The organism is Pseudomonas sp. NyZ201 (assembly GCF_049860765.1).
Classification (GTDB): domain Bacteria; phylum Pseudomonadota; class Gammaproteobacteria; order Pseudomonadales; family Pseudomonadaceae; genus Aquipseudomonas; species Aquipseudomonas bharatica.
This window is the reverse complement of sequence record NZ_CP187557.1, coordinates 363,926-389,396: the sequence shown is the minus strand read 5'-3', so window position 1 is coordinate 389,396 and position 25,471 is coordinate 363,926. Positions and strand designations below refer to the sequence as shown.

Annotated in this window: 28 protein-coding genes; 25 read left to right on the top strand and 3 right to left on the bottom strand. The window is 66.2% G+C overall.

The annotated features are described in order from the left end of the window. Positions 1 to 10: 10 nt before the first annotated feature. Together selO and trxC are read left to right on the top strand one after the other, a co-directional pair. A complete protein-coding gene (selO, locus tag ACPFMA_RS01755) occupies positions 11 to 1,471 on the top strand; it encodes a protein adenylyltransferase SelO (protein ID WP_425929574.1) in 1,461 nt (486 codons plus the stop codon). 863 nt (positions 1,472 to 2,334) lie between these two features. Continuing rightward, positions 2,335 to 2,769, top strand: a complete 435-nt coding sequence (gene trxC, locus ACPFMA_RS01750) for a thioredoxin TrxC (RefSeq protein WP_425929573.1) — start codon at positions 2,335 to 2,337, stop codon at positions 2,767 to 2,769. On the opposite strand, the gene ACPFMA_RS01745 is transcribed toward trxC, so the two are convergent. Beyond that, positions 2,766 to 3,539 (bottom strand): ParA family protein, encoded by a 774-nt coding sequence (locus ACPFMA_RS01745; RefSeq protein WP_009396882.1) that lies wholly within the window; start codon positions 3,537 to 3,539, stop codon positions 2,766 to 2,768. The two genes, trxC and ACPFMA_RS01745, sit on opposite strands and share 4 nt — an antisense overlap. A 315-nt stretch (positions 3,540 to 3,854) precedes the next feature. Between ACPFMA_RS01745 and ACPFMA_RS01740 the strand changes: the two genes are divergently transcribed. Genes ACPFMA_RS01740 through ACPFMA_RS01635 form a run of 22 tightly spaced genes read left to right on the top strand, consistent with a single transcriptional unit; the run spans position 3,855 to position 22,691 of the window. Next, positions 3,855 to 4,568 carry a beta-ketoacyl synthase chain length factor gene (locus ACPFMA_RS01740; RefSeq protein WP_420057858.1) on the top strand — a complete coding sequence of 238 codons (714 nt, stop codon included), beginning with the start codon at positions 3,855 to 3,857 and terminating at the stop codon, positions 4,566 to 4,568. Then, on the top strand, positions 4,544 to 5,359 hold the full coding sequence (locus ACPFMA_RS01735; protein WP_064301204.1) for a lysophospholipid acyltransferase family protein: 816 nt from the start codon (positions 4,544 to 4,546) through the stop codon (positions 5,357 to 5,359). Before ACPFMA_RS01740 ends, ACPFMA_RS01735 begins: the two co-directional genes overlap by 25 nt. Further along, positions 5,334 to 5,600, top strand: coding sequence for a phosphopantetheine-binding protein (locus ACPFMA_RS01730; protein WP_009396876.1), 267 nt, complete (start codon positions 5,334 to 5,336; stop codon positions 5,598 to 5,600). The genes ACPFMA_RS01735 and ACPFMA_RS01730 overlap by 26 nt, the downstream gene beginning before the upstream one ends. 10 nt (positions 5,601 to 5,610) lie before the next feature. Beyond that, positions 5,611 to 5,865 carry an acyl carrier protein gene (locus ACPFMA_RS01725; protein WP_009396874.1) on the top strand — a complete coding sequence of 85 codons (255 nt, stop codon included), beginning with the start codon at positions 5,611 to 5,613 and terminating at the stop codon, positions 5,863 to 5,865. Continuing rightward, entirely contained in the window at positions 5,862 to 6,407 is a 546-nt protein-coding gene (locus ACPFMA_RS01720) for a hypothetical protein (protein WP_064301203.1), read from the top strand. Before ACPFMA_RS01725 ends, ACPFMA_RS01720 begins: the two co-directional genes overlap by 4 nt. Further along, positions 6,404 to 8,074 (top strand): AMP-binding protein, encoded by a 1,671-nt coding sequence (locus tag ACPFMA_RS01715; RefSeq protein ID WP_425929572.1) that lies wholly within the window; start codon positions 6,404 to 6,406, stop codon positions 8,072 to 8,074. Before ACPFMA_RS01720 ends, ACPFMA_RS01715 begins: the two co-directional genes overlap by 4 nt. Beyond that, on the top strand, positions 8,071 to 8,805 hold the full coding sequence (locus ACPFMA_RS01710; RefSeq protein ID WP_420057854.1) for a glycosyltransferase family 2 protein: 735 nt from the start codon (positions 8,071 to 8,073) through the stop codon (positions 8,803 to 8,805). The genes ACPFMA_RS01715 and ACPFMA_RS01710 overlap by 4 nt, the downstream gene beginning before the upstream one ends. Beyond that, positions 8,802 to 9,740: a hypothetical protein gene (locus tag ACPFMA_RS01705; RefSeq protein ID WP_009396864.1), complete on the top strand. Its 939-nt coding sequence runs from the start codon at positions 8,802 to 8,804 to the stop codon at positions 9,738 to 9,740. The genes ACPFMA_RS01710 and ACPFMA_RS01705 overlap by 4 nt, the downstream gene beginning before the upstream one ends. Next, positions 9,721 to 11,265, top strand: a complete 1,545-nt coding sequence (locus ACPFMA_RS01700) for an HAL/PAL/TAL family ammonia-lyase (protein WP_425929571.1) — start codon at positions 9,721 to 9,723, stop codon at positions 11,263 to 11,265. Before ACPFMA_RS01705 ends, ACPFMA_RS01700 begins: the two co-directional genes overlap by 20 nt. Beyond that, positions 11,258 to 11,683, top strand: a complete 426-nt coding sequence (locus ACPFMA_RS01695; RefSeq protein WP_009396860.1) for an acyl-CoA thioesterase — start codon at positions 11,258 to 11,260, stop codon at positions 11,681 to 11,683. Before ACPFMA_RS01700 ends, ACPFMA_RS01695 begins: the two co-directional genes overlap by 8 nt. Beyond that, positions 11,680 to 12,276 carry an outer membrane lipoprotein carrier protein LolA gene (locus ACPFMA_RS01690; protein ID WP_420057849.1) on the top strand — a complete coding sequence of 199 codons (597 nt, stop codon included), beginning with the start codon at positions 11,680 to 11,682 and terminating at the stop codon, positions 12,274 to 12,276. The genes ACPFMA_RS01695 and ACPFMA_RS01690 overlap by 4 nt, the downstream gene beginning before the upstream one ends. Further along, a complete protein-coding gene (locus tag ACPFMA_RS01685) occupies positions 12,266 to 14,584 on the top strand; it encodes an MMPL family transporter (protein ID WP_425929570.1) in 2,319 nt (772 codons plus the stop codon). Before ACPFMA_RS01690 ends, ACPFMA_RS01685 begins: the two co-directional genes overlap by 11 nt. Next, positions 14,581 to 15,741 (top strand): sodium:proton antiporter, encoded by a 1,161-nt coding sequence (locus ACPFMA_RS01680; protein WP_425929569.1) that lies wholly within the window; start codon positions 14,581 to 14,583, stop codon positions 15,739 to 15,741. Before ACPFMA_RS01685 ends, ACPFMA_RS01680 begins: the two co-directional genes overlap by 4 nt. Beyond that, a complete protein-coding gene (locus ACPFMA_RS01675) occupies positions 15,728 to 16,975 on the top strand; it encodes an NAD(P)/FAD-dependent oxidoreductase (protein WP_425929568.1) in 1,248 nt (415 codons plus the stop codon). The genes ACPFMA_RS01680 and ACPFMA_RS01675 overlap by 14 nt, the downstream gene beginning before the upstream one ends. After that, the gene (locus ACPFMA_RS01670; protein ID WP_425929567.1) at positions 16,972 to 17,703 is read left to right on the top strand and encodes a class I SAM-dependent methyltransferase; all 732 of its coding nucleotides are present in this window, start codon (positions 16,972 to 16,974) and stop codon (positions 17,701 to 17,703) included. The genes ACPFMA_RS01675 and ACPFMA_RS01670 overlap by 4 nt, the downstream gene beginning before the upstream one ends. After that, on the top strand, positions 17,700 to 18,185 hold the full coding sequence (locus ACPFMA_RS01665) for a hypothetical protein (protein WP_009396848.1): 486 nt from the start codon (positions 17,700 to 17,702) through the stop codon (positions 18,183 to 18,185). The genes ACPFMA_RS01670 and ACPFMA_RS01665 overlap by 4 nt, the downstream gene beginning before the upstream one ends. Next, positions 18,182 to 19,354, top strand: a complete 1,173-nt coding sequence (locus tag ACPFMA_RS01660; protein WP_425929566.1) for a beta-ketoacyl-[acyl-carrier-protein] synthase family protein — start codon at positions 18,182 to 18,184, stop codon at positions 19,352 to 19,354. Before ACPFMA_RS01665 ends, ACPFMA_RS01660 begins: the two co-directional genes overlap by 4 nt. Next, entirely contained in the window at positions 19,351 to 19,821 is a 471-nt protein-coding gene (locus ACPFMA_RS01655) for a hotdog family protein (protein ID WP_009396844.1), read from the top strand. The genes ACPFMA_RS01660 and ACPFMA_RS01655 overlap by 4 nt, the downstream gene beginning before the upstream one ends. Further along, positions 19,814 to 20,542 (top strand): 3-oxoacyl-ACP reductase FabG, encoded by a 729-nt coding sequence (gene fabG, locus ACPFMA_RS01650; RefSeq protein ID WP_064301193.1) that lies wholly within the window; start codon positions 19,814 to 19,816, stop codon positions 20,540 to 20,542. The genes ACPFMA_RS01655 and fabG overlap by 8 nt, the downstream gene beginning before the upstream one ends. Beyond that, positions 20,542 to 21,768, top strand: coding sequence for a beta-ketoacyl-ACP synthase (locus ACPFMA_RS01645; RefSeq protein ID WP_420057842.1), 1,227 nt, complete (start codon positions 20,542 to 20,544; stop codon positions 21,766 to 21,768). Before fabG ends, ACPFMA_RS01645 begins: the two co-directional genes overlap by 1 nt. Positions 21,769 to 21,788: 20 nt before the next feature. Next, positions 21,789 to 22,229: a hypothetical protein gene (locus ACPFMA_RS01640; protein ID WP_420057840.1), complete on the top strand. Its 441-nt coding sequence runs from the start codon at positions 21,789 to 21,791 to the stop codon at positions 22,227 to 22,229. Between the two features lie 15 nt (positions 22,230 to 22,244). Then, on the top strand, positions 22,245 to 22,691 hold the full coding sequence (locus ACPFMA_RS01635) for an excinuclease (RefSeq protein WP_420057839.1): 447 nt from the start codon (positions 22,245 to 22,247) through the stop codon (positions 22,689 to 22,691). Between the two features lie 6 nt (positions 22,692 to 22,697). Here ACPFMA_RS01635 and ACPFMA_RS01630 read toward each other — a convergent pair whose 3' ends face one another. Beyond that, on the bottom strand, positions 22,698 to 23,585 hold the full coding sequence (locus ACPFMA_RS01630; protein ID WP_425929565.1) for a LysR substrate-binding domain-containing protein: 888 nt from the start codon (positions 23,583 to 23,585) through the stop codon (positions 22,698 to 22,700). Between the two features lie 166 nt (positions 23,586 to 23,751). On the opposite strand from ACPFMA_RS01630, the gene ACPFMA_RS01625 reads away from it, so the two are divergent. Further along, a complete protein-coding gene (locus ACPFMA_RS01625; RefSeq protein ID WP_425930565.1) occupies positions 23,752 to 24,969 on the top strand; it encodes an MFS transporter in 1,218 nt (405 codons plus the stop codon). 116 nt (positions 24,970 to 25,085) lie between these two features. On the opposite strand, the gene ACPFMA_RS01620 is transcribed toward ACPFMA_RS01625, so the two are convergent. Beyond that, positions 25,086 to 25,439, bottom strand: a complete 354-nt coding sequence (locus ACPFMA_RS01620) for a NirD/YgiW/YdeI family stress tolerance protein (protein WP_075802140.1) — start codon at positions 25,437 to 25,439, stop codon at positions 25,086 to 25,088. Between the last annotated feature and the right edge of the window lie 32 nt (positions 25,440 to 25,471).

The window sequence follows — 25,471 nt, the reverse complement described above, 5'->3', positions numbered from 1 at the left end:
GAGTCGCCTCGTGAAAGGCCTCGACGAACTGACCTTCGACAACCGCTTCGCCCGCCTGGGCGATGCGTTTTCCACCCAGGTGCTGCCGGAGCCGATCGACGATCCGCGGCTGGTGGTGGTCAGCGAGGCGGCCATGACCCTGCTCGACCTCGAGCCCACCGAAGCGCACTCGCCGGTGTTCGCCGAGCTGTTTGGCGGGCACAAGCTCTGGTCCGAGGCCGATCCCCGGGCCATGGTGTACTCCGGGCATCAGTTCGGCTCGTACAACCCACGGCTGGGCGACGGCCGCGGCTTGCTGCTGGGCGAAGTGCGCAATGACGCCGGCCAGCACTGGGACCTGCACCTCAAGGGCGCGGGCCAGACGCCCTACTCGCGCATGGGTGATGGCCGCGCGGTGTTGCGCTCGTCGATCCGTGAATTCCTCGCCTCCGAAGCCCTGCATGCCTTGGGCATCCCCAGCAGCCGCGCGCTGTGCGTGATCGGCTCGAACACGCCGGTGTGGCGCGAAACCAAGGAAAGCGCGGCCATGCTCCTGCGCCTGGCACCGAGCCATATCCGTTTCGGCCACTTCGAATACTTCTACTACACCCGCCAGCCGGAGCAGCAGCGCCAGCTCGCCGAGCATGTATTGGACCTGCACTACCCGGAGTGCAAGACGGCGGACGAGCCCTACCTGGCCATGTTCCGCAGCATCGTCGAGCGCAATGCCGAACTGATCGGCAAATGGCAGGCCTATGGGTTCTGCCATGGGGTGATGAACACCGACAACATGTCGATCCTTGGCATCACCTTCGACTTCGGGCCGTTTGCCTTCCTCGATGATTTCGATGCCGGGTTCATCTGCAACCACTCCGACGACCAGGGGCGCTACAGCTACAGCAACCAGGTGCCGATCGCCCACTGGAACCTCAGCGCCCTGGCCCAGGCGCTGACGCCGTTCATCAGTGTCGAGGCCTTGCAGGGGGCGCTGGGGTTGTTCCTGCCGCTGTATGAAGCCCACTACCTCGACCTGATGCGCCGCCGGCTCGGCCTGACCACGGCGGAAGAAGGCGACAAGGTGCTGATCCAGCGCCTGCTCAGCCTGATGCAGCCGGGCGCGGTGGACTACAGCCTGTTCTTCCGCGAGCTCGGGGATCAGCCGGTGGACCAGGCGCTGGGGGTGGTGCGGAGTGATTTCGTCGATCTGGCGGGCTTCGACAATTGGTCGCAGGACTATCTGGCACGGGTGCAGCGCGAGCCGGGCAATGCCGAAGGGCGGCGGGAGCGGATGCATGCGGTGAACCCGCTGTATGTACTGCGCAACTACCTGGCGCAGCGGGCCATCGAAGCGGCACAGGGTGGCGACTACTCCGAAGTGCGACGCCTGCATGCGGTGCTGGCCCGGCCGTTCGAAGAACAGCCGGGGATGGAAGCCTATGCCGAACGGCCACCGGAGTGGGGCAAGCACCTGGAAATCAGTTGTTCTTCCTGAGCACGCGGACCCTGTGGGAGCGGGTTCACCCGCGATTGCTGTAGTGAATCCACCATCGTAATCGCGGGTAAACCCGCTCCCACAGGGTATCGAGTCAGCCTTGGGTACTGCGGCTTTCTCCTAGACCGGCACAGTCACCGGTGATTCCGACATGGCAACCGTCAGCAATGCCTTGGAGATTTTCATATCCAGCAGGGCATTGATCAGCAGTGCCTGATGCCGGGTGGTCTTGGGTTCGGGAAGGGATGAGGCGGCGGTGATCGCCTTTTTCAGATGTTCAGCGGCCCTGCGAACGGCTTCCTCATGGGAGAGACCAGGGCCGACGCAAAGGACTGGGGGTGGGTCGGGGACTAGCTTTCATGAAGTGCTCCGTATCAGGTGGAGCCGCCACGAATTTGCTGTCAAACAAAAGGGTGGCAGCTGTACGCGGGTTGACAGACCAGGGATACGGAGAACCCGGCGCACCAAAAGGTGCCCACGCGCACAGCTGCCGAAAATCAGCTGTGCACCGTATCTGGCCGGCCTGTCAAAGCCGATCGTTGAGATCAACGACCGCCGAAGACTAGGCAGCGATTCCATGGGGCGCAACAGGCTGGCAGGGCGAAGCAGTATGCTTGGGAAATTGCCTACAAAAAAGTCGGAAATCGAGGAAGTTCGCTGGTCATATTTGACATTTTTGTGCAGGACTTCAGGTTGTGCAGGGTCCTTTCGGGCCTCATCGCTGGCAAGCCAGCTCCCACAGGTTCCGTGTGCACCGCCAACCCTGTGGGAGCTGGCTTGCCAGCGATGAGGCCCGCAGAGCATTGAAAACTCCAGATCCCACCGCCACATACCCAGCAACACCCGCCCCCGGACCAATCCCCATGACCGACCCACTGCTGATCCCCTGCCCCCATTGCAACGGCCTCAACCGCCTGCCCGCCGACCGCCTGGGCGACACGCCGAAATGCGGGCGTTGCAAGCAACCCGTCCTGCTGGACAAACCCTTCGAGCTGAAGCAAGCCGACTACGCCAGCCAGATCAAGGGCGACCTGCCCCTGCTGATCGATGTCTGGGCCGATTGGTGCGGGCCGTGCAAGTCCTTTGCGCCGGTCTTCGAGCAGGCCGCACGGCAACTGTCCGGACGCTGCCGGCTGGCGAAGCTGGACAGTGAGGCCAACCGCGATTTGGCCGGCCAGTTGAATATCCGCTCGATCCCCAGCCTGATCCTGTTCAAGAACGGTCGGGAAGTGGCGCGGCAAAGCGGCGCATTCCCACTCCAACACCTGCTGGAGTGGTTGCGCAGCCAAGGGATCTAGGCGTTCTCTTCCAGCAACGAGTGCAACTCGACGAACTGCTGGGTCAGCTTGTGCCGCGGTTCCAGGTGGATCAGCGGCAGGCAGGCCTGGTGTGACTCGCGCATCTTCACCGAGCTGTTGAGGTACACCGGCAGTACCGGCAGCCCCTCTTCCACCAGTTCGTCGAGCATCTGCTGCGGCAGGCTGGCCCGGGGCTGGAACTGGTTGACCACGATGCCTTCGACCTGCAGCTCTTCGTTGTGGTCTTCCTTGAGGTCTTCGATTTCCGAGAGCAGGCCGTACAGCGCCTGGCGCGAGAAGCTGTCGCAATCGAAGGGAATCAACACGCGATCGGCCGCGATCAGCGCCGATACCGCATAGAAATTCAGGGCCGGCGGGGTATCCAGGTAGATCCGGTCGTAGTCTTCGCTCAATTCATCGAGCAGTTTGCGCAGCTTGTTGATCTTGTGCTTGGCCTCCAGCTTGGGCTGCAGGTCTGCCAGCTCCGCCGTGGCGGTGACCACATGCAGGTTGTCGAACGGCGTCTCGTAGATATCCACCTTGTTCTTCTTGGCGAACGGCCCGGACGACAGGCTCTGCTTGAAGAAGTCGGCGATACCCATGGGGATGTCCTCGCCGGTCAGGCCGGTGAGGTAGTGGGTGGAGTTGCCCTGGGCATCCAGGTCGATCAACAGGGTCCGATAGCCTTCACTGGCACTGACCGCCGCAAGGTTGCAAGCGATGCTGGACTTGCCGACGCCGCCTTTCTGATTGAACACCACGCGCCGCATGGAAAGACCTCCGTGTTTCAAAGAATGACCGAGTATGTGTCCGACCTGCAGGATTGACCAGTATTGAACCGCTCAAGATCCGGCAAAGGCGACCGACAACAGCTCCGGGCCGTCTGTCGGGAAAAGGCGGCCCAAGGAAATAAGCGGCGCTATTCGAGGTCTGTTCCAGTCACTTGGTTCCGTAATCAATAGCAATACATTGTTTACGACGGCCCCCTTGCACCGGGATAATGCCCGCCACTCGGCGATTTCGCCCGCAGGCCGTTGCTCCGAGTCCCCCTCGGCATGGAAGTCCCTCAGGGCGAGATACACACCTTGATCACATTCAACATCAGTCAGTGGCGCGCCTGGGCGCCCGGCCTCCAGTCGGCTGCGCATTGGCAGCAATGGAGCCATGGCGAACGCGCGATCGATGCCGGCGAGGCGTCGCCGGATGTCTCGTTCCTGCCCGCCATGCAGCGCCGCCGCCTCAGCCGCCTGGCGCGCATGGCCTTCGCCGTGGGCTGGCCGCTGGCCGAAGGCCTCGCGCCACTGCCCCTGGTGTTCGTTTCCCGGCATGGCGAAACCCCGCGCACCCTGGAGATCCTCAGCGACCTCGCGGCCGCCCAGCCCTTGTCGCCAACCCAGTTCAGCCTTTCGGTGCACAACGCCGTCATCGGCCTGTGGTCGATCCTGCGTGGCGAAACCGCCGAAATGACGGCCATCGCCGCCGAAGGCGACGGTTTCGAACAGGCCGTGGTGGAAGCGGCCGGCCTGCTCCACGATGGCGCCCCGGCGGTGCTGCTGATCGTCGCCGAGGAACACCCGCCTGCTGCCTACAGCCCCTGGATCACCGACGTGCCTTGCGACTACGCCCTCGGCCTGCTGTTGACCCCCGGCGACCAATGGCGCCTGTCCCTGGAGGGCGACAAGGCCGCTCCGGCCAGCGAACCCCATGCCTTGAGCTGGCTGCGCAACCTGCTCGCCAACCGTTCGACCTTTACCCACACCCTGAAGGACCGCACATGGAACTGGCAACGCAAGACCTGAGCCGCTCGCGCCGCGACGCCTGGCTCTGGCGCCTGCTGGCCACCGCCTTGAGCTTCCTGCTGTTCGGCCTCGGCGGCCTGTGCCTGCGCCTGCTGGTCTTTCCCCTGCTGGCCTGCCTGCCCGGCGATCGCCTGCGCCATCGGCAACGGGCAAGGCACACCATCAGCTGGCTGTTCTGGCGCTTCATCCGCTTCATGGCCGCCTGCGGCGTGCTCACCTACGAAGTGCGGGGCGCCGAGCGCCTGGGCCGGCCGGGGCAGATGATCATCGCCAACCATCCGTCGCTGATCGACGTCGTGTTTCTCATCGGCCTGGTCCGCCAGAGCAACTGCGTGGTCAAGCAGAGCCTGTTCGGCAACCCGTTCACCCGCGGCCCGGTGAGTTCGGCGCAGTACATCAGCAACGACGGCAGCATGGACATGCTCGATGCCGCCGTGGCCTCCCTGCAGGGCGGCCAGACCCTGGTGATCTTCCCCGAAGGCACCCGCACCGACCCGGGCCAGGCGCCGTCCTTCCACCGCGGCGCAGCGGCCATCGCCCTGCGCGGTGCGCGGGTGATCACCCCGGTGACCATCACGGTCAACCCGACCACCCTGACCAAGTGCGAGCCCTGGTACCGCATCCCGGACCGTCGCGTGCACTTCACCCTGCGCGTCGGCGCCGACATCGACCCGCAGGTCTTCGCCAGCCAGGGCCCGGCCCCGCAGGCCTCGCGCAAACTCAACGACCACTTGCACCAGTACTTCATCAAGGAGCTCGCCGCAGATGAGCAATCCCCAACTCAACCATGACATCAAGGACCTGATCATCGAGGCCCTGGGCCTGGAAGATATCAGCGCGGACGATATCGGCGACGAGCAGACCCTGTTCGGCGAAGGCCTGGGCCTCGACTCGGTGGACGCCCTGGAGCTCGGCCTGGCGATCCAGAAACGCTACGGCATCAAGATCGACGCCGACGCCAAGGACACCCGCTCGCACTTCACCAACGTGGCGACCCTCGCCGCCTTCGTTACCGCCAAACAGGCTGCCTGAGACACGTACCATGCAAACCCGCGAAGACATCTTCAACACCCTGCGCGACGCCCTTGTCGAACTGTTCGAACTGGACGCCGGGCGCGTCACCCTCGACGCCAACCTCTATGAAGACCTGGAAATCGACAGCATCGACGCGGTCGACCTGATCGATCACATCAAGCGCCAGACCGGCAAGAAAATCGCCGCCGACGAATTCAAGGCCGTGCGTACCGTCAACGACGTGGTCGAAGCGGTGTTCCGCCTGGTCAACACCGCGGCATGAAACGCCTGGTCGGGCTCGGGCTGGTCGTGGCCGGCCTGGGGTACCCGTTCGCAGTGCACTTCGGCATGGCGCATTTCGCGCCCTGGCAGTTCGGCCTGTTGCTGGGGAGCCTGTGGCTGGCCCGCGCCCTGACCCAGCCGCACAATCCCGGCGGCCGCTGGATGGCCCTGGTGGCCATCGCCTTCTGCGCATTGCTGGCGGTGCTGGACGATCCCGCGCTGCTGCGCTGGTACCCGGTGCTGATCAGCGCCTTCATGCTGGCCCTGTTCGGCGCCAGCCTGAAATTCGGCCCGCCGGTGGCCGAACGCCTGGCGCGGCTGAGCGACCCGGAGCTGCCGGAAAAGGCCGTGCGCTACACGCGCCAGGTGACCCAGGTGTGGAGCGGCTTTTTCCTGGTCAACGGCCTGGTCGCCGCCGCCCTGACCCTGTGGGCGCCGCTGGCCTGGTGGACCCTTTACAACGGCCTGATCGCCTACTGTGCGATGGGCCTGCTGTTCGCCATCGAATGGCTGGTTAGACAACGCGTGCGAGGACGCTCATGAAATGGATAAACCTTGAGCAGATGCTGTGGCCGACCGAGGGCGCACGCCTGGTCAGCCACGCCCCGGCGCTGGATCATCGGCAACTGGCCGGGCAGGCCCTGCAACTGGCCTCCGGCCTGCAGGCACGCGGGGTAAAGCGCCTGGCGGTCTATCTGGAAGACGCCGCCGAACTGGCCGTGGCCCTGCTCGGCGCCTGGCGTGCCGGCGTCGAGGTACTGCTGCCCGCCGACCTGCAAACCCAGACCCGCCAGCGCTGGAACGCCGAAGTGGACCTGTGGCTGAGCGAGCAGGACCAACGCCCCGCCGAACTGTTCGCCGCCGCCCTGGCCCCGGCCGACCTGGACCTCGACACCTGCCGCCTGAGCCTGTGCACCTCCGGCTCCAGCGGTGCGCCCAAGCGCATCGACAAGTGCCTGCGCCAGCTCGCCAACGAGGTCAACAACCTTGAAGCGCTGTGGGGCGCCGGGCTGGGCAAGGCCTGCATCATCGGCAGCGTCGCCACCCAGCATATCTACGGCCTGCTGTTCCGCGTGCTGTGGCCGCTGTGCGCCGGACGCAGCTTCGTCCGCCGCCAGTTGCCCTTCCCCGAGGATCTGCAGCGGGCCAGCCGCGAGCACCCGGCGTTCGCCTGGGTCGCCAGCCCGGCGCTGCTCAAGCGCATGGGCGATAACCTCGATTGGCCGGCGCTGAGCACCGTGCGCCAGGTGTTTTCCTCCGGCGGCGAACTGCCCGCCGAGGCCGCCCGCGAACTGCACCAGCGCCTGGGCCAATGGCCGACGGAAATCCTCGGCAGTTCGGAAACCGGCGGCATTGCCTGGCGCCAGGGCGAAAACCTGTGGCAGCCCTTCGCCGGCATCCGCCTGAGCCAGAACGACGACGGCGCCCTGTGCATCGCGTCGCCGTACCTGCCTGCGGGGCATACCGAGGAAAGCGCCGATGCGGTCAGCTTCGATGGCCATGGCCGCTTCCGCCTGCTCGGCCGCCTCGACCGCATCGTCAAGCTGGAAGAGAAGCGCATCGCCCTGCCGATGCTGGAACAGGCGCTGCTCCAGCACCCTTGGGTCGAGGACGCCCGCCTTGGCGTGATCCACGGCAACCGCGCCTCCCTCGGCGCCCTGCTGCAACTCGGCGCCAAGGGCATGCATGCCCTGCGCAACCAGGGCCGCCGGGCGGTGACCGACGCCCTGCGCCAGCACCTCGCCGGCCATTGCGAACCGCTGGCCCTGCCCCGCCGCTGGCGCCTGCTGCGGCAACTGCCCTACACCGCACAGGGCAAGCTGCCGCAAGCGCTGGTCGATAACCTGCTGATGGCGCCGCGCCCGTCGAGACCGGAGGTGGTCGGCGAACGGCAGGTGGACGGCGAACTGCACCTGGACCTGGTGGTTCCCGCCGACCTCGCCTATTTCAACGGCCACTTTCCCAAAACCCCGGTACTCCCCGGCGTGGTCCAGGTGGACTGGGCCATCGCCCTCGGCCAGCCACTGCTCGACGCGCCACGGCGCTTCGCCGGCATGGAAGTGCTGAAATTCCAGCAACTGGTGCGCCCCGGTGACCAGGTACTGCTGACCCTGCGTTTCGATGCCGAGCGCAGCAAGCTGTATTTCGCCTACAGCTGCGCCGGCGCGCCCTGCTCCAGCGGACGGATCGTCCTGGAGGCGGGCCAATGATCAAGCCTTGCGCGGTCATCCCGGTCTACAACCACGAGCTGGCAGTGCCTGCGGTGGTCGCCGACCTGCGCGCCGCCGGCCTGCCCTGCGTGCTGGTGGACGACGCCAGCAGCCCGTCCTGCGCGGCGGTGCTGCGCCAGCTGGCGCAGCAGCCGGACACCTGGCTGGTGCAACTGCCGGTCAACCAGGGCAAGGGCGGCGCCGTCATGGCCGGCCTGCGCGAGGCAGCGCGGCAGGGGTTCAGCCACGCCTTGCAGGTGGACGCCGACGGCCAGCACGACCTGGCCGATGTCAGCCGCTTCCTCGAACACGCCCGCGCCCATCCCGAGGCGCTGATCTGCGGTTATCCACAGTACGACGCCAGCGTGCCGAAAGGCCGCCTGTACGCCCGTTACCTGACCCATGTGTGGGTGTGGATCAACAGCCTGTCGCTGAAGATTCCCGATTCCATGTGCGGCTTCCGCGTCTACCCGCTGCCGCCGGTGCTGGCCCTGATCGACAGCGTGAACCTCGGCAAGCGCATGGACTTCGACCCCGAGGTGCTGGTGCGCCTGTCGTGGCGCAACCAGCCGATGCGCTGGCTGCCGACCAAGGTGCATTACCCGCAGGACGGCCTCTCGCATTTCCGCCTGTTCCACGACAATGCGCTGATCTCGAAGATGCACACCAAGCTGTTCTTCGGCATGTTGCTGCGCGCCCCGGCGATCCTCTGGCGGCGGCTGACGGCATGAACCAGCAGGAAAAACACTGGGCGGCCCACGAAGAACGCGGCAGCTTCCTGCTGATGAAGCTCACCGCCTTCGGCGTCAGGCTGCTCGGCCGCCGGCTGCTGAGCCCGGTGCTGTACGGCATCGTCCTGTACTTCTTCCTTTTCGGCCGGCGTGCCCGCGAGGCGGCGCGGACCTACCAGCACAACCTCGCCGAGTGGAGCGGCCAGCCAGCGTTGCGCCCCACCACCGCTCGCGTGTTCGGCCAGTTCATGGCCTTCGCCGACGCGCTGCTGGACAAGCTCGATGTGTGGAACGGCAGGCTCGGCCTGGACCGGATCGAGATCAACGACCCCGGCCAGCTGCACGGCCAGTTGCGCGCCGAGCGCGGTCAGATGCTGGTGGGCGCGCACCTGGGCAACCTCGAAGTGTGCCGGGCCCTGGCCGAAATGGGCCAGCAGGTGACCATGAACGTGCTGGTCCATACCCGCCACGCCGAGCGCTTCAACCGCCTGCTGGGCGAGGCCGGGGCCACGCACCTGCGCCTGATCCAGGTCAGCGAGCTGGACCCGGCGACCATGCTCCAGCTCAGCCAGCGCCTGGAGCGCGGCGAGTGGCTGGCGATCGCCGGCGACCGCGTGCCGCTGCATGGCGGGCGCACCGTGACCGTGGACTTTCTCGGTCATCCGGCGAAGTTCCCGCAAGGCCCGTGGCTGCTGGCCGGGCTGCTCAAATGCCCGGTCAACCTGCTGTTCTGCCTGAAACGCCAGGGCCGCTACCAGGTGACCCTCGAACCCTTCGCCGCCGCCGTGGAATGGCGCCGCAGCCAGCGCGACCAGGTGATCGCCGAACATGCCGCGCGCTACGCCGAGCGGCTCGGCCATTACTGCCTGCAAGCCCCGCAGCAATGGTTCAACTTCTACCCCTTCTGGAAGACCGATGACGATGCAACCGCGTGAGTCCGTTACCTTCGGCGAGTCGCCGCTCTCGATCGAAGCCATCCATGCCCTGGCCCACGGCAAGGCCGCAACCCGCCTGCAGGACGATGCCGACTACCGCGCGCGCATCGCCCGGGGTGCGCAGTTCCTCGATACGCTGCTGGACAAGGAAGGGGTGATCTACGGGGTGACAACCGGCTACGGCGACTCCTGCGTGGTCGCGGTGCCGCTGGAGCATGTCGAGGCGTTGCCCAGGCACTTGTTCACCTTCCACGGTTGCGGCCTGGGCCGGGTCTTCGACGCTCCGTCCACCCGCGCCCTGCTGGCGGCGCGCTTGCAGTCGCTGTGCCACGGGGTGTCCGGGGTGCGGGTCGAGTTGCTGGAGCGCCTGCATGCCTTTATCGCCCACGACATCCTGCCGGTGGTTCCCGAAGAAGGCTCGGTGGGCGCCAGCGGTGACCTGACGCCGCTGTCCTACGTGGCTGCGACCCTGTCCGGCGAGCGCGAAGTGCTGTATCGCGGCGAGCGCCGCCTGTCCGCCGACGTACACCGCGAGCTGGGCTGGGCACCGCTGGTGCTGCGGCCGAAGGAAGCCCTGGCATTGATGAACGGCACCGCCGTAATGACCGGCCTGGCCTGCCTGGCCTGGACCCGCGCCGACTATCTGCTCAAGCTCGCCACCCGCATCACCGCGCTCAACGTGGTTGCCCTGCAAGGCAACCCGGAGCACTTCGACGAGCGCCTGTTCGCCGCCAAGCCACACCCGGGCCAGACCCAGGTTGCCGCCTGGCTGCGCCAGGACCTGGCGATCGACGCGCCGACCGCGCCCCTGCACCGCCTGCAGGACCGCTACTCGCTGCGCTGCGCGCCGCACGTGCTCGGGGTACTGGCCGACAGCCTGGGCTGGCTGCGCGGTTTCATCGAGACCGAACTGAACAGCGCCAACGACAACCCGATCATCGACGGCGACGCCGAGCGCGTCCTGCACGGCGGGCACTTCTATGGCGGGCACATCGCCTTTGCCATGGACAGCCTGAAGAACCTGGTGGCCAACGTTGCCGACCTGCTCGACCGCCAGCTCGCCCTGCTGGTGGACGTGCGCTACAACCACGGCCTGCCGAGCAACCTGTCCGGCGCCCCGGCCGACCGCGCCATGCTCAATCATGGCTTCAAGGCCGTGCAGATCGGCGCCAGCGCCTGGACCGCCGAGGCCCTGAAAAATACCCTGCCGGCCAGCGTGTTCTCCCGCTCCACCGAATGCCACAACCAGGACAAGGTCAGCATGGGCACCATCGCCGCCCGCGATGCCCTGCGCGTACTGGAGCTGACCGAACAGGTCGCCGCCGCCACCCTGCTGGCCGCCAACCAGGGCGTCTGGCTGCGCAGCCGCGAAGCGGATGCCCGGCCCCTGCCACCGACGCTGGACGCCATGCACCGCGCCCTGCTCGACGACTTCGCCCCGGTGATCGAGGACCGCGCCCTGGAAAGCGACCTGCGCCACTGCCTGCAACGCATCGCCCAGCAGCACTGGAGGCTCCATGCGTAGTCAGGGTGTTCTCCACGTCGATAGCGAAGTGCTGGTGCCGTTCTTCGATGTCGACAGCATGCTGGTGGTCTGGCACGGGCACTACGTGAAGTACCTGGAAGTGGCGCGCTGCGCCCTGCTCGATCATCTGGGCCATAACTACGTGCAGATGCAGGACTCCGGCTACGCCTGGCCGGTGATCGACCTGCAACTGCGCTACATGCGCGGCGCCACCTTCGGCCAGCGCCTGAAGGTGCGGGCCAGCCTGGTGGAGTGGGAAAACCGCCTGAAGATCAACTACCTGATCAGCGACGCCGTCACCGGCGAGCGCATGACCCGGGCCAGCACGGTGCAGGTGGCCGTGCATATCGCCAGCCGCGAGATGCAGCTGGCCTCGCCGCAGGTGATGCTCGACGCCGTGCAGAAGGTGCTGCCATGAAACGCAACCGCCTGCTGCTGGCCCTCGGCCTGATGCTGTGCTGCGGCCTCGCCCATGCCTTCGGCCTGGAAGACCTGCGCAAGCAGTTGAGCGAGCCGGAGGTGATCAAGGGCCCGTTCATCCAGGAAAAGCACCTGCGCGCCCTGCCCCAGCCGCTGGTCAGCACTGGCCAGTTCGTGCTGGCCCGCGACCACGGCCTGCTGTGGTTGCTGCAAAGCCCGCTGAAACAGGATTACCGCCTCAATGCCTCCGGCATAGCCCGTCGCGATGCCGCCGGCTGGCAGGTCATCCCCACGCGCACGGCCGGCACCGAGCAGAACAAGCTGTTCTTCGCGGTGCTGCAGGGCGACAGCAGCGGCCTGGAGCGCGACTTCGAACTGGCCCTGCACGGCGACGCCAAGGCCTGGCAACTGCGCCTGACCCCGCGTTCGCTGGTGCTCAAGCAGATCTTTACCGGCATCGAGATCCACGGCGGCCAGTTCGTCGACCGTATCGAGCTGCTGGAAACCCAAGGCGACAGCACCGTGCTGCGCATGCCGTCCAGCACCAGCACCACGCTGACCGACGCGGAGCGCCACGACCTTGTCGATTGAGCGCCTGCTGCCGCGTCTGTTCCTGTTCTTGCTGGTCGGGGTCATGGCCCTGGCCGGCTGGCAGTGGACACACGGCCCGGCCTTGTCGGCGGACCTGATGACCCTGGTCCCGGGTGCCACCGAAGACCCGCTGGTCAAGCGCGCCGAGCAGCGCATGCAGGAGCCGCTGAACCGGGAAATGCTGGTGCTGGTGGGGCACGCCGAACGTGACAAGGCCATCGCTTTGGCCGAGCAACTGGGCAAGGAATGGCAGGCCAGCGGCCTGTTCGAAAAGGTCCAGTGGAGCCTGCAAACCGACCTGCAGGCGGTACGCGAACAACTGCTGCAAGGCCGTCTGGCGATGCTCGCCAAGGCCGACCGCGATAGCCTGGTCGAGACCCCCGACGCCTTTATCCAGCAACGGCTGCAAAGCCTGTTCGACCCCTTCGCCGGTTTCAGCCTGGTGTCCAGCCAGGACGATTGGCTGGGCCTGACCGGGCGCATCCAGAACAGCCAGCCGCGCCCCGCGTCCGTCGAACTGGATACCGCCAGCGGCGTGCTGCTGGCCAAGGCCGACGACAGATACTGGGTGCTGCTGCGCGCCCGCACCGAGGGCAATGCCTTCGACATGAAGCTGCCGCTGCGGGTCGCCGAGCTGTTGCAGCAGTCCCGTGACCAGGCCGCCGCGCAGGGCGCACAACTGCTCGCGGCCAGCGGCCTGCTCTACGCCGCCGACGGCCAGCGCCAGGCCAGCCGGGAAATGACCTGGATCGGCGGCGGCGCGACGCTGGGCATCCTGCTCCTGCTGCTCCTCGCCTTCCGCAGGTTCCGCGTGCTGCTGGCCTTCGTCCCGGTGCTGGTGGGCATGCTGTTCGGCGCCACCGCCTGCATCGCCCTGTTCGGCCAGATGCATGTAATGACCCTGGTGCTGGGCTCCAGCCTGATCGGCGTGGCGGTGGACTACCCGCTGCATTTCCTCTCGAAAAGCTGGAGCCTGCGCCCGTGGAACACCTGGCAAGCGGTGCGCAAGACCCTGCCGGGCCTGAGCCTGAGCCTGGCCACCAGCTGCATCGGCTACCTGGCCCTTGGCTTCACACCGTTCCCGGCCCTGACCCAGATCGCCGCGTTCTCCGCCGCCGGGCTGATCGGCGCCTACCTGGGGTCGGTGTGCCTGCTGCCGGCGCTGTTGAAGAACATCGACCTGCAACCGGCGCAATGGCCGCTGCGCATCGCCGAAACCCTGGTGGACCTGCGCCTGCGCTTGCTGCGCCGGGTGCCGACGCCGGTGCTGAGCGTGCTGCTCCTGGCGTTTTGCGCCGGCGGCCTGTGGCACCTGGAAAACCGCAACGATATCCGCCAGTGGGTCGGCAGCTCGCCGGTGCTGCTGGACGAGGCCAAGGCGGTGGCGCGGATCACCGGTTACCAGCCCACCAGCCAGTTCTACCTGGTGCGTGGCGCGGACGAAACGCAGTTACTGGAGCGCCTTGCCAGCCTCGGCCAACGCCTCGATGTCCAGGTCGCCAGTGGTCAGCTCAAGGGCTACATGGCGCTCAACCAGTTGCTCGCCAGCAGTGCCGAGCAGGCCCGCTTGCGCCAGGCGCTGGAGGCCCTGCCGCAACACTGGCAGCCGCTGCTGGCCAGCGGTGTCCCGGAGGCAACGCTGCAAGCCGAGCTGACCCGCCTGCGCGCCCTGCCGGTGCTCGATATAGACCAGGTCCTGGCCGGCCCGCTGGGCGAGGCCTGGCGCTCGCTGTGGCTGGGCAAGGACGCAGCGGGCGTCGCCGCCGTGGTCAGCCTGCAAGGCGCAAGCGATCCGGCTGTGCTGCGTCAACAAAGCGAAGGCCTCGACGGTGTACAACTGGTGGACCGCCTCGGCGAGCTGAACCGGCTGTTCGCCGCGACCCAGGTCAGCGCGGCGGAATTGAAGCTGCTGTCCTGCGTGCTGATCGTGGTGCTGCTGGTGTTCCCCTTCGGTTTCGGCGCCGCCGCGCGCATCGTCGCCCTGCCCCTGCTGGCGGCGCTGTGCAGCCTGGCCAGCCTCGGCTGGCTGGGCCAGCCCCTGACCCTGTTCAGCCTGTTCGGCCTACTGCTGGTCACGGCCATCAGTGTCGATTACGCGATCCTCATGCACGAACAGATCGGCGGCGCGGCGGTAAGCCTGCTCGGCACCCTGCTGGCGGCGACCACCACCTGGCTGTCGTTCGGCCTGCTGGCAGCTTCGAGCACGCCTGCCGTGAGCAATTTCGGCCTGGCCGTGAGCCTCGGCCTGGCCTTCAGCTTTGCCCTGGCCCCCTGGGCCGCGCCGCGCCACACGGAGAAGTCGGCATGAGTGTCGTGCTGTTCTGGGCCCTGGCCCTGTCGCTGTTCCTGATCGCCGGCGAAATCGGCCGGCGCCTGGGCCTGATCAGCATCGTTAGCCACCTGCTGCTGGCGACCCTCGGCCTGCCGCTGCTGATGCTGTTGTGGGTCGAGCCGCACTGGCAGCTCAGCGGCGCGCAACTGATCGCCCCGGCCTGGCTGAAGACCCTGTACGGCCTGAGCTTCGCCCTGTTGCTGGGGCATATCCTGTCCGATGTCGTCGAGCTGAAACTCGACCGCCAGAGCCTGAAGATCGCCCTGCCCAGTTTCCTCGTGCCCTTCGCCTGCGGCCTGGGCTGCGGTTTTCTGCTGTTGCCGGAGCAGCCCTGGCTGACGTCCCTGGCGTTGGGCCTGGTGTTCGCCATTACCGCCGTGCCGGTGCTCTACCTGTACCTGCGCAATATCGGCTATCCACCCGCGGCCACCCGGCGCCTGATGCAGGTGGCGATCGGCATCGATGTGCTGTGCTGGCTGCTGTTCGGCCTGGGCAAGGGCAGCCTGGATCCGCTGAGCCTGGCCTGGCCGCTGCTGGCCGCCTGCGCACCGCTGCCGCTGTACCTGCTGGGGCTGCGCCGCCCGTGGCTGTTCGGCCTGGCGTTTCTCGCCCTGCTGTTCGTCGCCGAGCACTACAAGCTCAACGCGCTGATCCTGGGCATTGGCTACATGGCCTGCCTGGCCTGGCTCAAGCTGCCGCTGCGCCTGCCACTGCCGGCGGCGTGGATCGAACGCCTGCAACAGGGCGTGGCGATCCCGCTGATCCTCACCTTCGGCATCGTCCAGATCGACTTCGGCCACCTGCTGCAATCCCTCGACCTGCTGCAACTGGGCGCGCTGGTGCTGCTGCCGATCCTCAGCAAGATGGCCGGCAACTGGCTGGGCCTGCGCTGGGCCAGCCTGTCGTTCCCCGGCGCCAGCCGCTGGCGGGAAAACCTGCTGCTGAACATTCGCGGTCTGAGCGAAATCGTCTTCCTCAATCTGCTGTTGCAACAGCAACTGATCAGCCCGGCGCTGTATTTCGCCCTGATGCTGATGAGCCTGATCGCCACCCTGATGCCCGCCATCGCCGGGCTGCACCGTCTTCCAGTTCTCAACGTTTCAACGGCAAGGAGGCCCCATGCCCGCCAGTGATGTACAACAACGCCAGGTCCTGATCATCGGTGCCGGCCCGTCCGGCGCCATCGCCGCCGCGCTGCTCAAGCGCAAGGGCCATGATGTACTGGTCATCGAGCGCCAGCTGTTCCCGCGCTTCTCCATCGGCGAGAGCCTGTTGTCGCACTGCATCGATTTCGTCGAGGAAGCCGGCATGCTGCCCGCCCTCGAAGCGGCGGGTTTCCAGTACAAGAACGGCGCGGCCTTCGCCTGGGGCGATGAATACAGCGCCTTCGACTTCGGCCAAACGTTCAGCAAGGGCCGGCCGAGCACCTTCCAGGTCCAGCGCGCGCGCTTCGACAAGCTGCTGGCCGACGAAGCCGCGGCCCAGGGCGTGGAGATCCGCTACGAAGAGGAAATCGTCGCTGCCGACTTCGAGCGCGAACGCCCGCAGGTGCGCGTGCGGCGCCAGGATGGCAGCGAGTACCAGGTAGAGGCGCAGTTCGTCCTCGATGCCAGCGGCTATGGCCGGGTGCTGCCGCGCCTGCTGGACCTGGAGGCACCGTCGAGCTTCCCGGTACGCCAGGCGGTGTTCACCCATATCGAGGACCGCATCGACCATCCGCACTTCGACCGCAACAAGATCCTCATCACCACCCACCCGGAACATCGGGACATCTGGTTCTGGACCATCCCCTTCAGCGATGGCCGCTGCTCCCTCGGCGTGGTCGCCGCAGCCGAACATTACGCCGACGCGCCGCAGGACCTGGATGCCTGCCTGAAAGGCTTCGTCGCGCAAACCCCAAGCCTGGCGAAGGTGCTGGCCAAGGCGGTGTGGGACACTCCGGCGCGGACCATCGGCGGCTATTCGGCCAACGTGAAAACCCTGCACGGCCCAGGCTTCGCCTTGCTCGGCAACGCGGCGGAATTCCTTGACCCGGTGTTCTCCTCCGGCGTGACCATCGCCATGCGTTCGTCGAGCATGGCCGCCGCCGTGCTCGACCGTCAGCTCAAGGGCGAAGCGGTGGACTGGGAGCGCGAGTTCGCCACCCCGCTCAAGCGTGGCGTGGATACCTTCCGCGCCTATGTCGAAGGCTGGTACAACGGCAGCTTCCAGGACGTGATCTATCACCCTGGGTCTTCGCCCGAGATCCGCGCCATGATCGCCTCGATCCTCGCCGGCTATGCCTGGGACGAGCGCAACCCCTTCGTCAGCGAACCCAAGCGGCGCCTGCGCATGCTCGCGGAAATCTGCGCGAGGGAAGAAGCATGAGCGGGCCGCGCTTTTTCAGCGATACCTATGTCGAGGAAACGAAGTTCGGCTTCTGGTTCCTGCGCAGCCATACCTGGCAGCACCATGTGTTGCGCGTGGCGATCAACGACCTGCGCCGCCTGTTCGATGGCGAGCCGCCGCAAGCGCCGGTGCTGCTCGATGTCGGTTGCGGCCAGGGGCGCTCGTTCAAGCATCTGCAGCAGGTATTCCGGCCGGGCAAGCTGCTCGGCACCGATGCCGACCCGCACAGCCTGGAGCTGAGCGGCGCCGAGGCGGTGAACCTGGGCCTGAAGGTGGAACTGAAGGGCAGCGACTGCGCCAACCTGCAATTCCCCGACGCCAGCATCGATATGCTGTTCTGCCACCAGACCTTCCACCACCTGGTAGAGCAGGAAAAAGCCCTGGCCGAATTCTGGCGGGTGCTCAAGCCCGGCGGTTACCTGCTGTTCGCCGAATCCACCGAGGCCTATATCGATACCTGGGTGATCCGCTGGCTGTTCCGCCATCCGATGCATGTGCAGAAGAGCGCGGAAGGCTACCTGCAGATGCTCCGCGAGCAAGGCTTCGAGTTCGGCGAACAGAATGTCTCGTACCCCTACCTGTGGTGGAGCCGCTCCAGCGACTTCGGCCTGCTCGAACGCTTCGGCCTGCGCAAGCCGCCACCGCCGGGCCAGCGCGAGGAAACCTTGGTCAACGTGGTGGCACGCAAGCCCCTGGATGCGGCATGAAAAGGCTGTTGCTGCTGGTCGCCTGCCTGATCCTGGCCGCCTGCGCGGTGCGCCCGCCGCTGCCGCAGCAGTTGCCACCGCTGAAGCTGCCGATGACCCTGCATGTGCAGCGTGAACAGGCCGATCAGCGCCAGGACTGGTTGCTGGTGATACAGCGCGAGGACCAGCGCCTGCGCTGGTCGATGATGGATCTGCTGGGCATTCCCCAGGCCCGCCAGCTGCTGGAGAACGGCGAATGGCAGGCCGACGGCCTGCTGCCACCGAACCCGGCGGCCCGCGAGCTGTTCGCCGCGCTGCTGTTCGCCTTGACCCCGGCCGAGCGCCTGGCGGCGCTTTATCCGGCGGCGCAGCAGCAGGATAATCAGCGCTGGCTTGGCGAGCGCTGGCATGTCAGCTACCGACAGGCCGACGACTTCACCTTGAACATGCAGCAAGGCCTGCGTTATCTAGTCACCCCCCTGCCCGGCGAGAACGCTCCATGACCGCTTACCTCAACGCCCTGGGCCTGGTCTGTGCCCTTGGACGCGATCAGGCCGAAGTCGCCCGCCGCCTGTTTGCCGGTGACTGCTCAGGCATGCTCGAGGCCGACGGCTGGGTGCCGGACAAGCGCGTGGTGGTCGGCGCCGTGCCCGGCGAGCTGAGCCCGCTGCCGGGCGAGAGCCGCAACAACCAGTTGCTGCACGAGGCCGCCCTGCAGATCGAAGCCCCGTTGCGCGCCGCCGTCGAGCACTTCGGCCCGCAGCGGGTCGGCGTGGTCCTGGGCACCAGCACCTCGGGCATCGAGGAAGCCAGCCAGGGCATCGCCGAGTACCTGCGCGAGGGCCGGTTCCCGCCCGGGTACGACTATGCCCAGCAGGAGCTCAGCGCCCCGGCGGTGTTCCTCGCCAACTGGCTGCAGGTCAGCGGCCCGGCCTACGTGATTTCCACCGCCTGTACCTCTGGCGCCCGCGCCCTGCTCAGCGCCCGCCGCCTGCTCGACCTGGGCCTGTGCGATGCGGTGGTGTGCGGCGGCGTGGACAGCCTGTGCAAGCTGACCCTCAACGGCTTCACCGCCCTCGAAGCGATGAGCGGCGAGCGCTGCAACCCGTTCTCGGTGAAGCGCAGCGGGATCAATATCGGCGAGGGCGCGGCGTTGTTCCTGATGACCCGCGAGGCGAACGCCGACGGCGGCAACATCGCCCTGCTCGGCGCCGGCGCCAGCTCCGACGCCCACCATATTTCCGCGCCGGAGCCCGCAGGCAAGGGCGCCCTCGCGGCCATGCAGAAAGCCTTGGACAGCGCCGGCCTGAAGCCCGCGCAGATCGATTACCTGAACCTCCACGGCACCGCCACCCGGCACAACGACGCCATGGAAAGCCTGGCGGTCAACGGTTTGTTCGGCGCCCGGCTCGCCTGTTCGTCGAGCAAGGCGATGACCGGCCACACCCTTGGCGCCGCCGGTGCCCTGGAAGCGGCGTTCTGCTGGTTGAGCCTGGCCCACGGCCAACTGCCTCCGCACCTGTGGGACGGCCAGCAGGATCCCGAGCTGGCGCCCCTGAACCTGATCGGCCCCGGCGAGCGCCTGCACGCCGGCGGCCCGCACCATCTGATGAGCAACTCGTTCGCCTTCGGTGGCAACAACATCAGCCTGATTCTCGGAGACACCCCATGATTGCCTGGCCATTGGCCGAACTCCTGCCCCATGCCGGCGACATGATCCTCATCGACGGGATCGAGTCGTTCGACGAGGAGCAGATCCACGCCCACCTGACCGTACGCCCCGGCGGCCTGTTCAACCGCGAGGACGGCAGCCTGCCAGCCTGGGTCGGCATCGAGCTGATGGCCCAGACCGTGGCCGCCTATGCCGGCTGCCGCGCGCGCCAGCAGGGCAAGCCGGTGGAGCTGGGCTTTTTGCTCGGCACACGCAAGTTCGAATGCGCTGTCGAACATTTCCCCGTGGGCGCAGAACTGCGCATCCATGCCCTGCGCTCGCTGGAAGACGACAACGGCATGGGCGTGTTCGAGTGCCATCTGTACGGACCGGGGCTGCACGCCACGGCCCGCCTGAATGTTTTCCGTCCGCCGGAGGTCGCGCAATACCTGGCCGAAGCGGGCGATGAGGAGTCCCGACATGAGTGAGACCATCCTGGTCACCGGTTCCAGCCGCGGTATCGGCCGGGCCATCGCCCTGCGCCTGGCCCGTGCCGGCTTCGACCTGGTGCTGCATTGCCGTAGCGGCCGTACCGAAGCCGAGGCCGTCGCCGACGAAGTGCGCGGCCTGGGCCGGCAGGCCCGGGTGCTGCAGTTCGATGTGGCCGACCGCGCCGCCTGCGCCGCGATCCTCGGCGACGATGTGGAAACCCACGGCGCCTACTACGGCGTGGTGTGCAATGCCGGCCTGACCCGCGACGGCGCCTTCCCGGCCCTGACCGAGGAAGACTGGGACCAGGTGCTGCGCACCAACCTCGACGGTTTCTACAACGTCCTGCACCCGGTGATGATGCCGATGATCCGCCGCCGCGCGCCGGGTCGCATCGTCTGCATCACCTCGGTGTCGGGGCTGATCGGCAACCGCGGCCAGGTCAACTACAGCGCCTCCAAGGCCGGGGTGATCGGTGCCGCCAAGGCCCTCGCCATCGAACTGGGCAAGCGCAGGATCACGGTCAATTGCGTCGCCCCCGGACTGATCGACACCGCCATGCTCGACGAGCACGTACCGGTCGAGGAGCTGCTGAAGATGATCCCGGCCCAGCGCATGGGCACGCCGGAAGAGGTCGCCGGTGCGGTGAACTTCCTGATGTCCGCCGAGGCTTCGTACATCACCCGCCAGGTCCTGGCCGTCAACGGAGGCCTGTGCTGATGAAACGCGTGGTCGTCACCGGCATGGCCGGCATCACCTCCCTGGGCAGCGACTGGGCCACGATCTCGGGCAATTTCGCCGCCAACCGCAGCGGGATCCGGCGGATGGACGAGTGGAACCGTTTCGAAGAGCTCAATACCCGCCTGGCCGGGCCGGTGGATGATTTCGCCGTGCCGTCCGGCTGGACCCGCAAGCAGCTGCGCAGCATGGGCCGGGTCTCGCGGCTGGCGGTGGCGGCGTCGCAGAATGCGCTGCTGGACGCCGGGCTGCTCGATGATCCGTCGATCCGCGACGGGCGCATGGGCGTGGCCTGCGGCTCGTCCACCGGCAGCACCGACGAGATCAAGGCGTTCGGCAACATGCTGCTGAACTCGGTGGCCGAAGGACTCAATGCCAACTCCTACGTGCGCATGATGCCGCACACCACCGCCGCCAACATCAGCATCTTCTTCGGCCTGACCGGGCGCCTGATCCCGACGTCCAGTGCCTGCACCAGCGGCAGCCAGGGCATCGGCTACGCCTACGAGGCGATCAAGTTCGGCCGTCTGCCGATGATGCTCGCCGGCGGCGCCGAGGAACTGTGCCCCACCGAGGCCATGGTATTCGATGCGCTATACGCCACCAGCCTGAAGAACGATACCCCGCACAAGACCCCCAGCCCCTACGACAGCGGCCGTGACGGCCTGGTGATCGGCGAAGGCGCCGGCATGCTGGTGCTCGAAGAACTGGAGCACGCCCTGGCCCGGGGCGCGCGCATCCATGCCGAGATCGTCGGTTTCGGCAGCAACGCCGACGGCCAGCACACCACCCGTCCCGAGCAGGCGACCATGCGCCGGGCCATGGAGCTTGCGCTGGAGGATGCCGACCTGGCCCCGCACGCCATCGGCTACGTCAACGGCCACGGCACCGCCACCGAGCAGGGCGACATCGCCGAGACCCTGGCCACCAGCGCCCTGTTCGGCGCGCGGATGCCAATCAGTTCGCAGAAAAGCTTCCTCGGCCACACCCTGGGCGCTTGCGGCGCGCTGGAAGCCTGGTTCAGCATTGAAATGATGAACAGCGACCGCTACGTGCACACCCTCAACCTGGACAACATCGATCCACGCTGTGGCGAGCTGGACTACCTGTGCGGCGAGTTCCGCTCCCTCAGCAACCAATACGTCATGAGCAACAACTTCGCCTTTGGCGGGGTCAACACGTCGTTGATTTTCCGCCGCTGGGCCTGAAACCGACTGGAGAGAAAGGAATGTCTTCAATGATTCGCGCGGCCCTGCTGGGCCTGGTACTGGCTTTCGTCGCTGGCTGCACGTCCAAACCGGTGATGGTCCCCAAGGAACTGCTGGTGGTCGGCCACTCCTACACGGACGAGGAAATCCAGCGGGCCATCGTCAAGGCCTCGGCCGAGCGCGGCTGGACCGTACGCAGTACCAGCCCGGGCCTGGTCCAGGCCGATATCACCGTGCGCAACACCTTCTTCGCTGCCGTGGATATCCGCTACAGCCTGAGCAACTTCCGCATCGAGTACCGCGACAGCCGCAACCTCGGCTACAACGACGGCAAGATCCACCGCAACTACAACCGCTGGGTCTACAACCTCGATAAAAGCATCATGCGCGAACTGCAACGCATCGAGTCCGATCGCATGGTACAGCGCGCCCTCAACGAACAACGCTCCACCATTTATTAATCAAGGAAAGACACCATGCGTTTGAAAACCTGGACCGCCACCACCGCCCTGCTGCTGTGCGCCTTGCCAGGCATCAGCCAGGCCCGGGATACCGCACTGTTTCTGCCGTTCGAAAAGGTGGTTCAACAGATGACCACCGAGAAGAAGCTCGATGGTTCGGTGAAGTTCTATCTGGCCGGTGTACAACCGCGCGGCAAGGTCAGCGTCATCAGCCCGAATGCGACCACCAACAAGAAGACCAACGCCTTCAACAAGAGCGATGAAGCCGCTTGCGAATGGGCCCTGCAGTCGGCCCTGCTGACCATGCAAGACGCGGCCAAGAAGGTGGGAGCCAACGCCGTTACCAATATCGCCAGCTACTACAAGAAGAACGAGCGCAAGGACGCCAGCACCTACGAATGCCACGCCGGAGCCGTTATTGCCGGTGTTGCGCTGAAAGGCGATCTGTCGAAGGTCGACTGATCCCGCTCAGCCCTTGCGCGTGAGCAGCTCGACGAAGGCACCCGCCATCGCCGAGCCCTGCTCGCGCCGCTGCACCAGCCACACCGCCGTGACCGCATCGGCATCCAGCAGCGTGCGATAGACCACCCCGTCGATACGCATGCGCTGGAACGATGCCGGCAGCACCGACACCCCCAACCCCGCCGAGACCAGACCGATGATGGTCATCACCTCCGCCGCCTCCTGGGCGAAATGCGGGGTGAACCCGGCTTGCCGCGCCAGGCTCAACAGTTGGGCATGCAGGCCGCTGCCATAGCTGCGCGGGAAGAACACGAAGGGCTCGTTGGCCAGGGCCTTGAGCTCCAGGCCCCGTTCCGAATCCTCGACCAGCGGGTGGTCGGCATTGAGTACCGCCACCAGCGGCTCACGGAACAGCTCGGTGGCCACCAATGATTCCGGTAGCGCCAAGGGCCGCATGAGGCCGACCTCGATGCTTTCGTCCAGCAGGGCGTCGGCGACGTCGCGGCTGCTCATTTCCTTGAGGTTCAGGTGCACCGCCGGGAAACGCTGGCGGAAGCTGTAGATGGCCTTTGGAATGCTGGAATTGAACGGTGCCGAGGAAGTGAAGCCGATCTTCATCTCGCCCAGTTCACCCAATTGCGCGCGACGGGCGACGTCGGCGGCCTTGTCCACCTGGGCCAGGACCTGGCGGGCCTCTTCAAGGAACAGGCGCCCGGCCTCACTGAGTGCCACCCGTCGGTTGGTGCGCTCGAACAGGCGCGCACCCAGCTCCTGTTCCAGGGCCTGGATCTGCTGGCTCAGGGGTGGCTGGGAAATGCCTAGGGCCTGCGCGGCCCGGCCGAAATGCAGCTCTTCGGCGACCGCGATGAAGTAACGCAGATGGCGCAATTCCATGGATGCTCCAATAGGTCGTAGAACCTCTTAAACAGGTCGAACAATATATTGGAAATGATCATTAGCCAGCTATATGCTTTTTTCACTTGCCCCAGAGGCCGCCCCCGCCGAGGCTCCCGTGAAAACTGCTGTAGCGCCCCACGCCCACGACCTTCCCCCCGAACCTGTGGCCGACATCGCCGCCACGCTCAAAGACACCTGGATCGAGAAAGGCACGCCGGCCTTCATGCGGACCGTGCTGGCGCTGTTCTGCGGCGGTTTCGCCACCTTCGCCCTGCTCTACTGCGTACAGCCGATGATGCCGCTGCTGTCTCGCGACTTCGCCATCAATGCGGCGCAAAGCAGCCTGGTGCTGTCGGTGTCCACCGGCTTGCTGGCGTTCGGGCTGCTGATCACCGGGCCGATCTCCGACCGTATCGGGCGCAAGCCGGTGATGGTCTTCGCCCTGTTCTGCGCGGCCCTGAGCACCATCGCCAGTGCACTGATGCCGACCTGGGAGGGCGTGCTGGCGATGCGTGCGCTGGTGGGCCTGTCGCTCAGCGGCCTGGCGGCGGTAGCGATGACCTACCTGAGCGAGGAAATTCATCCACAGCACATTGGCCTGGCGATGGGGCTGTACATCGGCGGCAATGCGATTGGCGGGATGAGCGGGCGGCTGATTGCCGGGGTATTGATCGACTTCGTCAGTTGGCATACGGCGATGCTGGCGATCGGTGGCCTGGCCCTGATCGCCGCGGCACTGTTCTGGAAGGTGCTGCCGGAGTCGCGCAACTTCCGTTCGCGCTCGATGAATCCGCGCAGCCTGCTCGATGGCTTTGTCCTGCACTTCCGGGACGCCGGCTTGCCCTGGCTGTTTCTCGAAGCCTTCCTGCTGATGGGTGCGTTCGTCACCCTGTTCAACTACATCGGTTACCGCCTGCTGGCCGAGCCGTTCAACATGAGCCAGGCGCTGGTGGGGCTGCTGTCGATCGTCTATCTATCGGGCATCTACAGCTCGGCGCAAATCGGTGCACTGGCCGACAAGCTAGGCCGGCGCCGGGTGTTCTGGGGCACCATCCTGCTGATGTTCAGCGGTATGCTGCTGACCCTGTTCAGCGCCTTGCCGCTGATCATCGTCGGCATGCTGGTATTCACCTTCGGCTTCTTCGGCGCCCACTCGGTGGCCAGCAGCTGGATCGGCCGCCGGGCATTCAAGGCCAAGGGGCAGGCGTCGTCGCTGTACCTGTTCAGTTACTACGCGGGATCGAGCGTGGCGGGGACGGCGGGTGGGGTAGCCTGGCATTACGCCGGGTGGAACGGGATCGGGGTGTTTATCGGCAGTTTGCTGGTGGTGGCGTTGGGGGTTGCGTTGTACCTCAGCAAACTGCCACCGAAAGCCGCCTGATCACGGGTTTGTGGTGCTGCTGATGGCCTCATCGCCGGCAACGCCGGCTCCCACAGGGTCTGGCGGTGTACGCGGACCTTGTGGGAGCTGGCGTTGCCAGCGATGAGGCCTTTGGATCAGTTCACGATCTCGACGATATCCACATCCACTTCCCGCGACATCAGGTGCTTTTCCACCTCGCCGGTCAGCTTGACCCTGGTCTTGTCATTGAATGCCACCGGCGGCAGGTCTTCGTTGTCGATCTCGACGGTGATGGTGCCGGTGTTGTCCTTGAACTCGTACTTGTCGTCGTTGTTGACCTTCTTGATCACATAGCCGGTCAGCACCACCGGGGTGTCGTCCGCGGCATCGTTGGCGGCGGCCACGGTGGTGACGCTCTGCGCACCCGGGCCGGTGTAGCCGGTGCCGGCAGCCAGGGCAGCGGTACTGAACAGAGGGGCGAGGATAAGGGCGAGGTAACGGGTTTTCATGGTTCTGATTCCTTGGCAGGTTTTGATGGGAT

What these genes read in the sequence shown, in the direction of transcription:
- trxC (WP_425929573.1), top strand. Translation starts at nt 2,335, where the DNA reads ATGACCGACCCACTGCTGATCCCCTGCCCCCATTGCAACGGCCTCAAC.
- ACPFMA_RS01745 (WP_009396882.1), bottom strand. Translation starts at nt 3,539, where the DNA reads ATGCGGCGCGTGGTGTTCAATCAGAAAGGCGGCGTCGGCAAGTCCAGC.
- ACPFMA_RS01735 (WP_064301204.1), top strand. Translation starts at nt 4,544, where the DNA reads ATGGAACTGGCAACGCAAGACCTGAGCCGCTCGCGCCGCGACGCCTGG.
- ACPFMA_RS01730 (WP_009396876.1), top strand. Translation starts at nt 5,334, where the DNA reads ATGAGCAATCCCCAACTCAACCATGACATCAAGGACCTGATCATCGAG.
- ACPFMA_RS01725 (WP_009396874.1), top strand. Translation starts at nt 5,611, where the DNA reads ATGCAAACCCGCGAAGACATCTTCAACACCCTGCGCGACGCCCTTGTC.
- ACPFMA_RS01720 (WP_064301203.1), top strand. Translation starts at nt 5,862, where the DNA reads ATGAAACGCCTGGTCGGGCTCGGGCTGGTCGTGGCCGGCCTGGGGTAC.
- ACPFMA_RS01715 (WP_425929572.1), top strand. Translation starts at nt 6,404, where the DNA reads ATGAAATGGATAAACCTTGAGCAGATGCTGTGGCCGACCGAGGGCGCA.
- ACPFMA_RS01710 (WP_420057854.1), top strand. Translation starts at nt 8,071, where the DNA reads ATGATCAAGCCTTGCGCGGTCATCCCGGTCTACAACCACGAGCTGGCA.
- ACPFMA_RS01705 (WP_009396864.1), top strand. Translation starts at nt 8,802, where the DNA reads ATGAACCAGCAGGAAAAACACTGGGCGGCCCACGAAGAACGCGGCAGC.
- ACPFMA_RS01700 (WP_425929571.1), top strand. Translation starts at nt 9,721, where the DNA reads ATGACGATGCAACCGCGTGAGTCCGTTACCTTCGGCGAGTCGCCGCTC.
- ACPFMA_RS01695 (WP_009396860.1), top strand. Translation starts at nt 11,258, where the DNA reads ATGCGTAGTCAGGGTGTTCTCCACGTCGATAGCGAAGTGCTGGTGCCG.
- ACPFMA_RS01690 (WP_420057849.1), top strand. Translation starts at nt 11,680, where the DNA reads ATGAAACGCAACCGCCTGCTGCTGGCCCTCGGCCTGATGCTGTGCTGC.
- ACPFMA_RS01680 (WP_425929569.1), top strand. Translation starts at nt 14,581, where the DNA reads ATGAGTGTCGTGCTGTTCTGGGCCCTGGCCCTGTCGCTGTTCCTGATC.
- ACPFMA_RS01675 (WP_425929568.1), top strand. Translation starts at nt 15,728, where the DNA reads ATGCCCGCCAGTGATGTACAACAACGCCAGGTCCTGATCATCGGTGCC.
- ACPFMA_RS01670 (WP_425929567.1), top strand. Translation starts at nt 16,972, where the DNA reads ATGAGCGGGCCGCGCTTTTTCAGCGATACCTATGTCGAGGAAACGAAG.
- ACPFMA_RS01665 (WP_009396848.1), top strand. Translation starts at nt 17,700, where the DNA reads ATGAAAAGGCTGTTGCTGCTGGTCGCCTGCCTGATCCTGGCCGCCTGC.
- ACPFMA_RS01660 (WP_425929566.1), top strand. Translation starts at nt 18,182, where the DNA reads ATGACCGCTTACCTCAACGCCCTGGGCCTGGTCTGTGCCCTTGGACGC.
- ACPFMA_RS01655 (WP_009396844.1), top strand. Translation starts at nt 19,351, where the DNA reads ATGATTGCCTGGCCATTGGCCGAACTCCTGCCCCATGCCGGCGACATG.
- fabG (WP_064301193.1), top strand. Translation starts at nt 19,814, where the DNA reads ATGAGTGAGACCATCCTGGTCACCGGTTCCAGCCGCGGTATCGGCCGG.
- ACPFMA_RS01645 (WP_420057842.1), top strand. Translation starts at nt 20,542, where the DNA reads ATGAAACGCGTGGTCGTCACCGGCATGGCCGGCATCACCTCCCTGGGC.
- ACPFMA_RS01640 (WP_420057840.1), top strand. Translation starts at nt 21,789, where the DNA reads ATGTCTTCAATGATTCGCGCGGCCCTGCTGGGCCTGGTACTGGCTTTC.
- ACPFMA_RS01635 (WP_420057839.1), top strand. Translation starts at nt 22,245, where the DNA reads ATGCGTTTGAAAACCTGGACCGCCACCACCGCCCTGCTGCTGTGCGCC.
- ACPFMA_RS01630 (WP_425929565.1), bottom strand. Translation starts at nt 23,585, where the DNA reads ATGGAATTGCGCCATCTGCGTTACTTCATCGCGGTCGCCGAAGAGCTG.
- ACPFMA_RS01620 (WP_075802140.1), bottom strand. Translation starts at nt 25,439, where the DNA reads ATGAAAACCCGTTACCTCGCCCTTATCCTCGCCCCTCTGTTCAGTACC.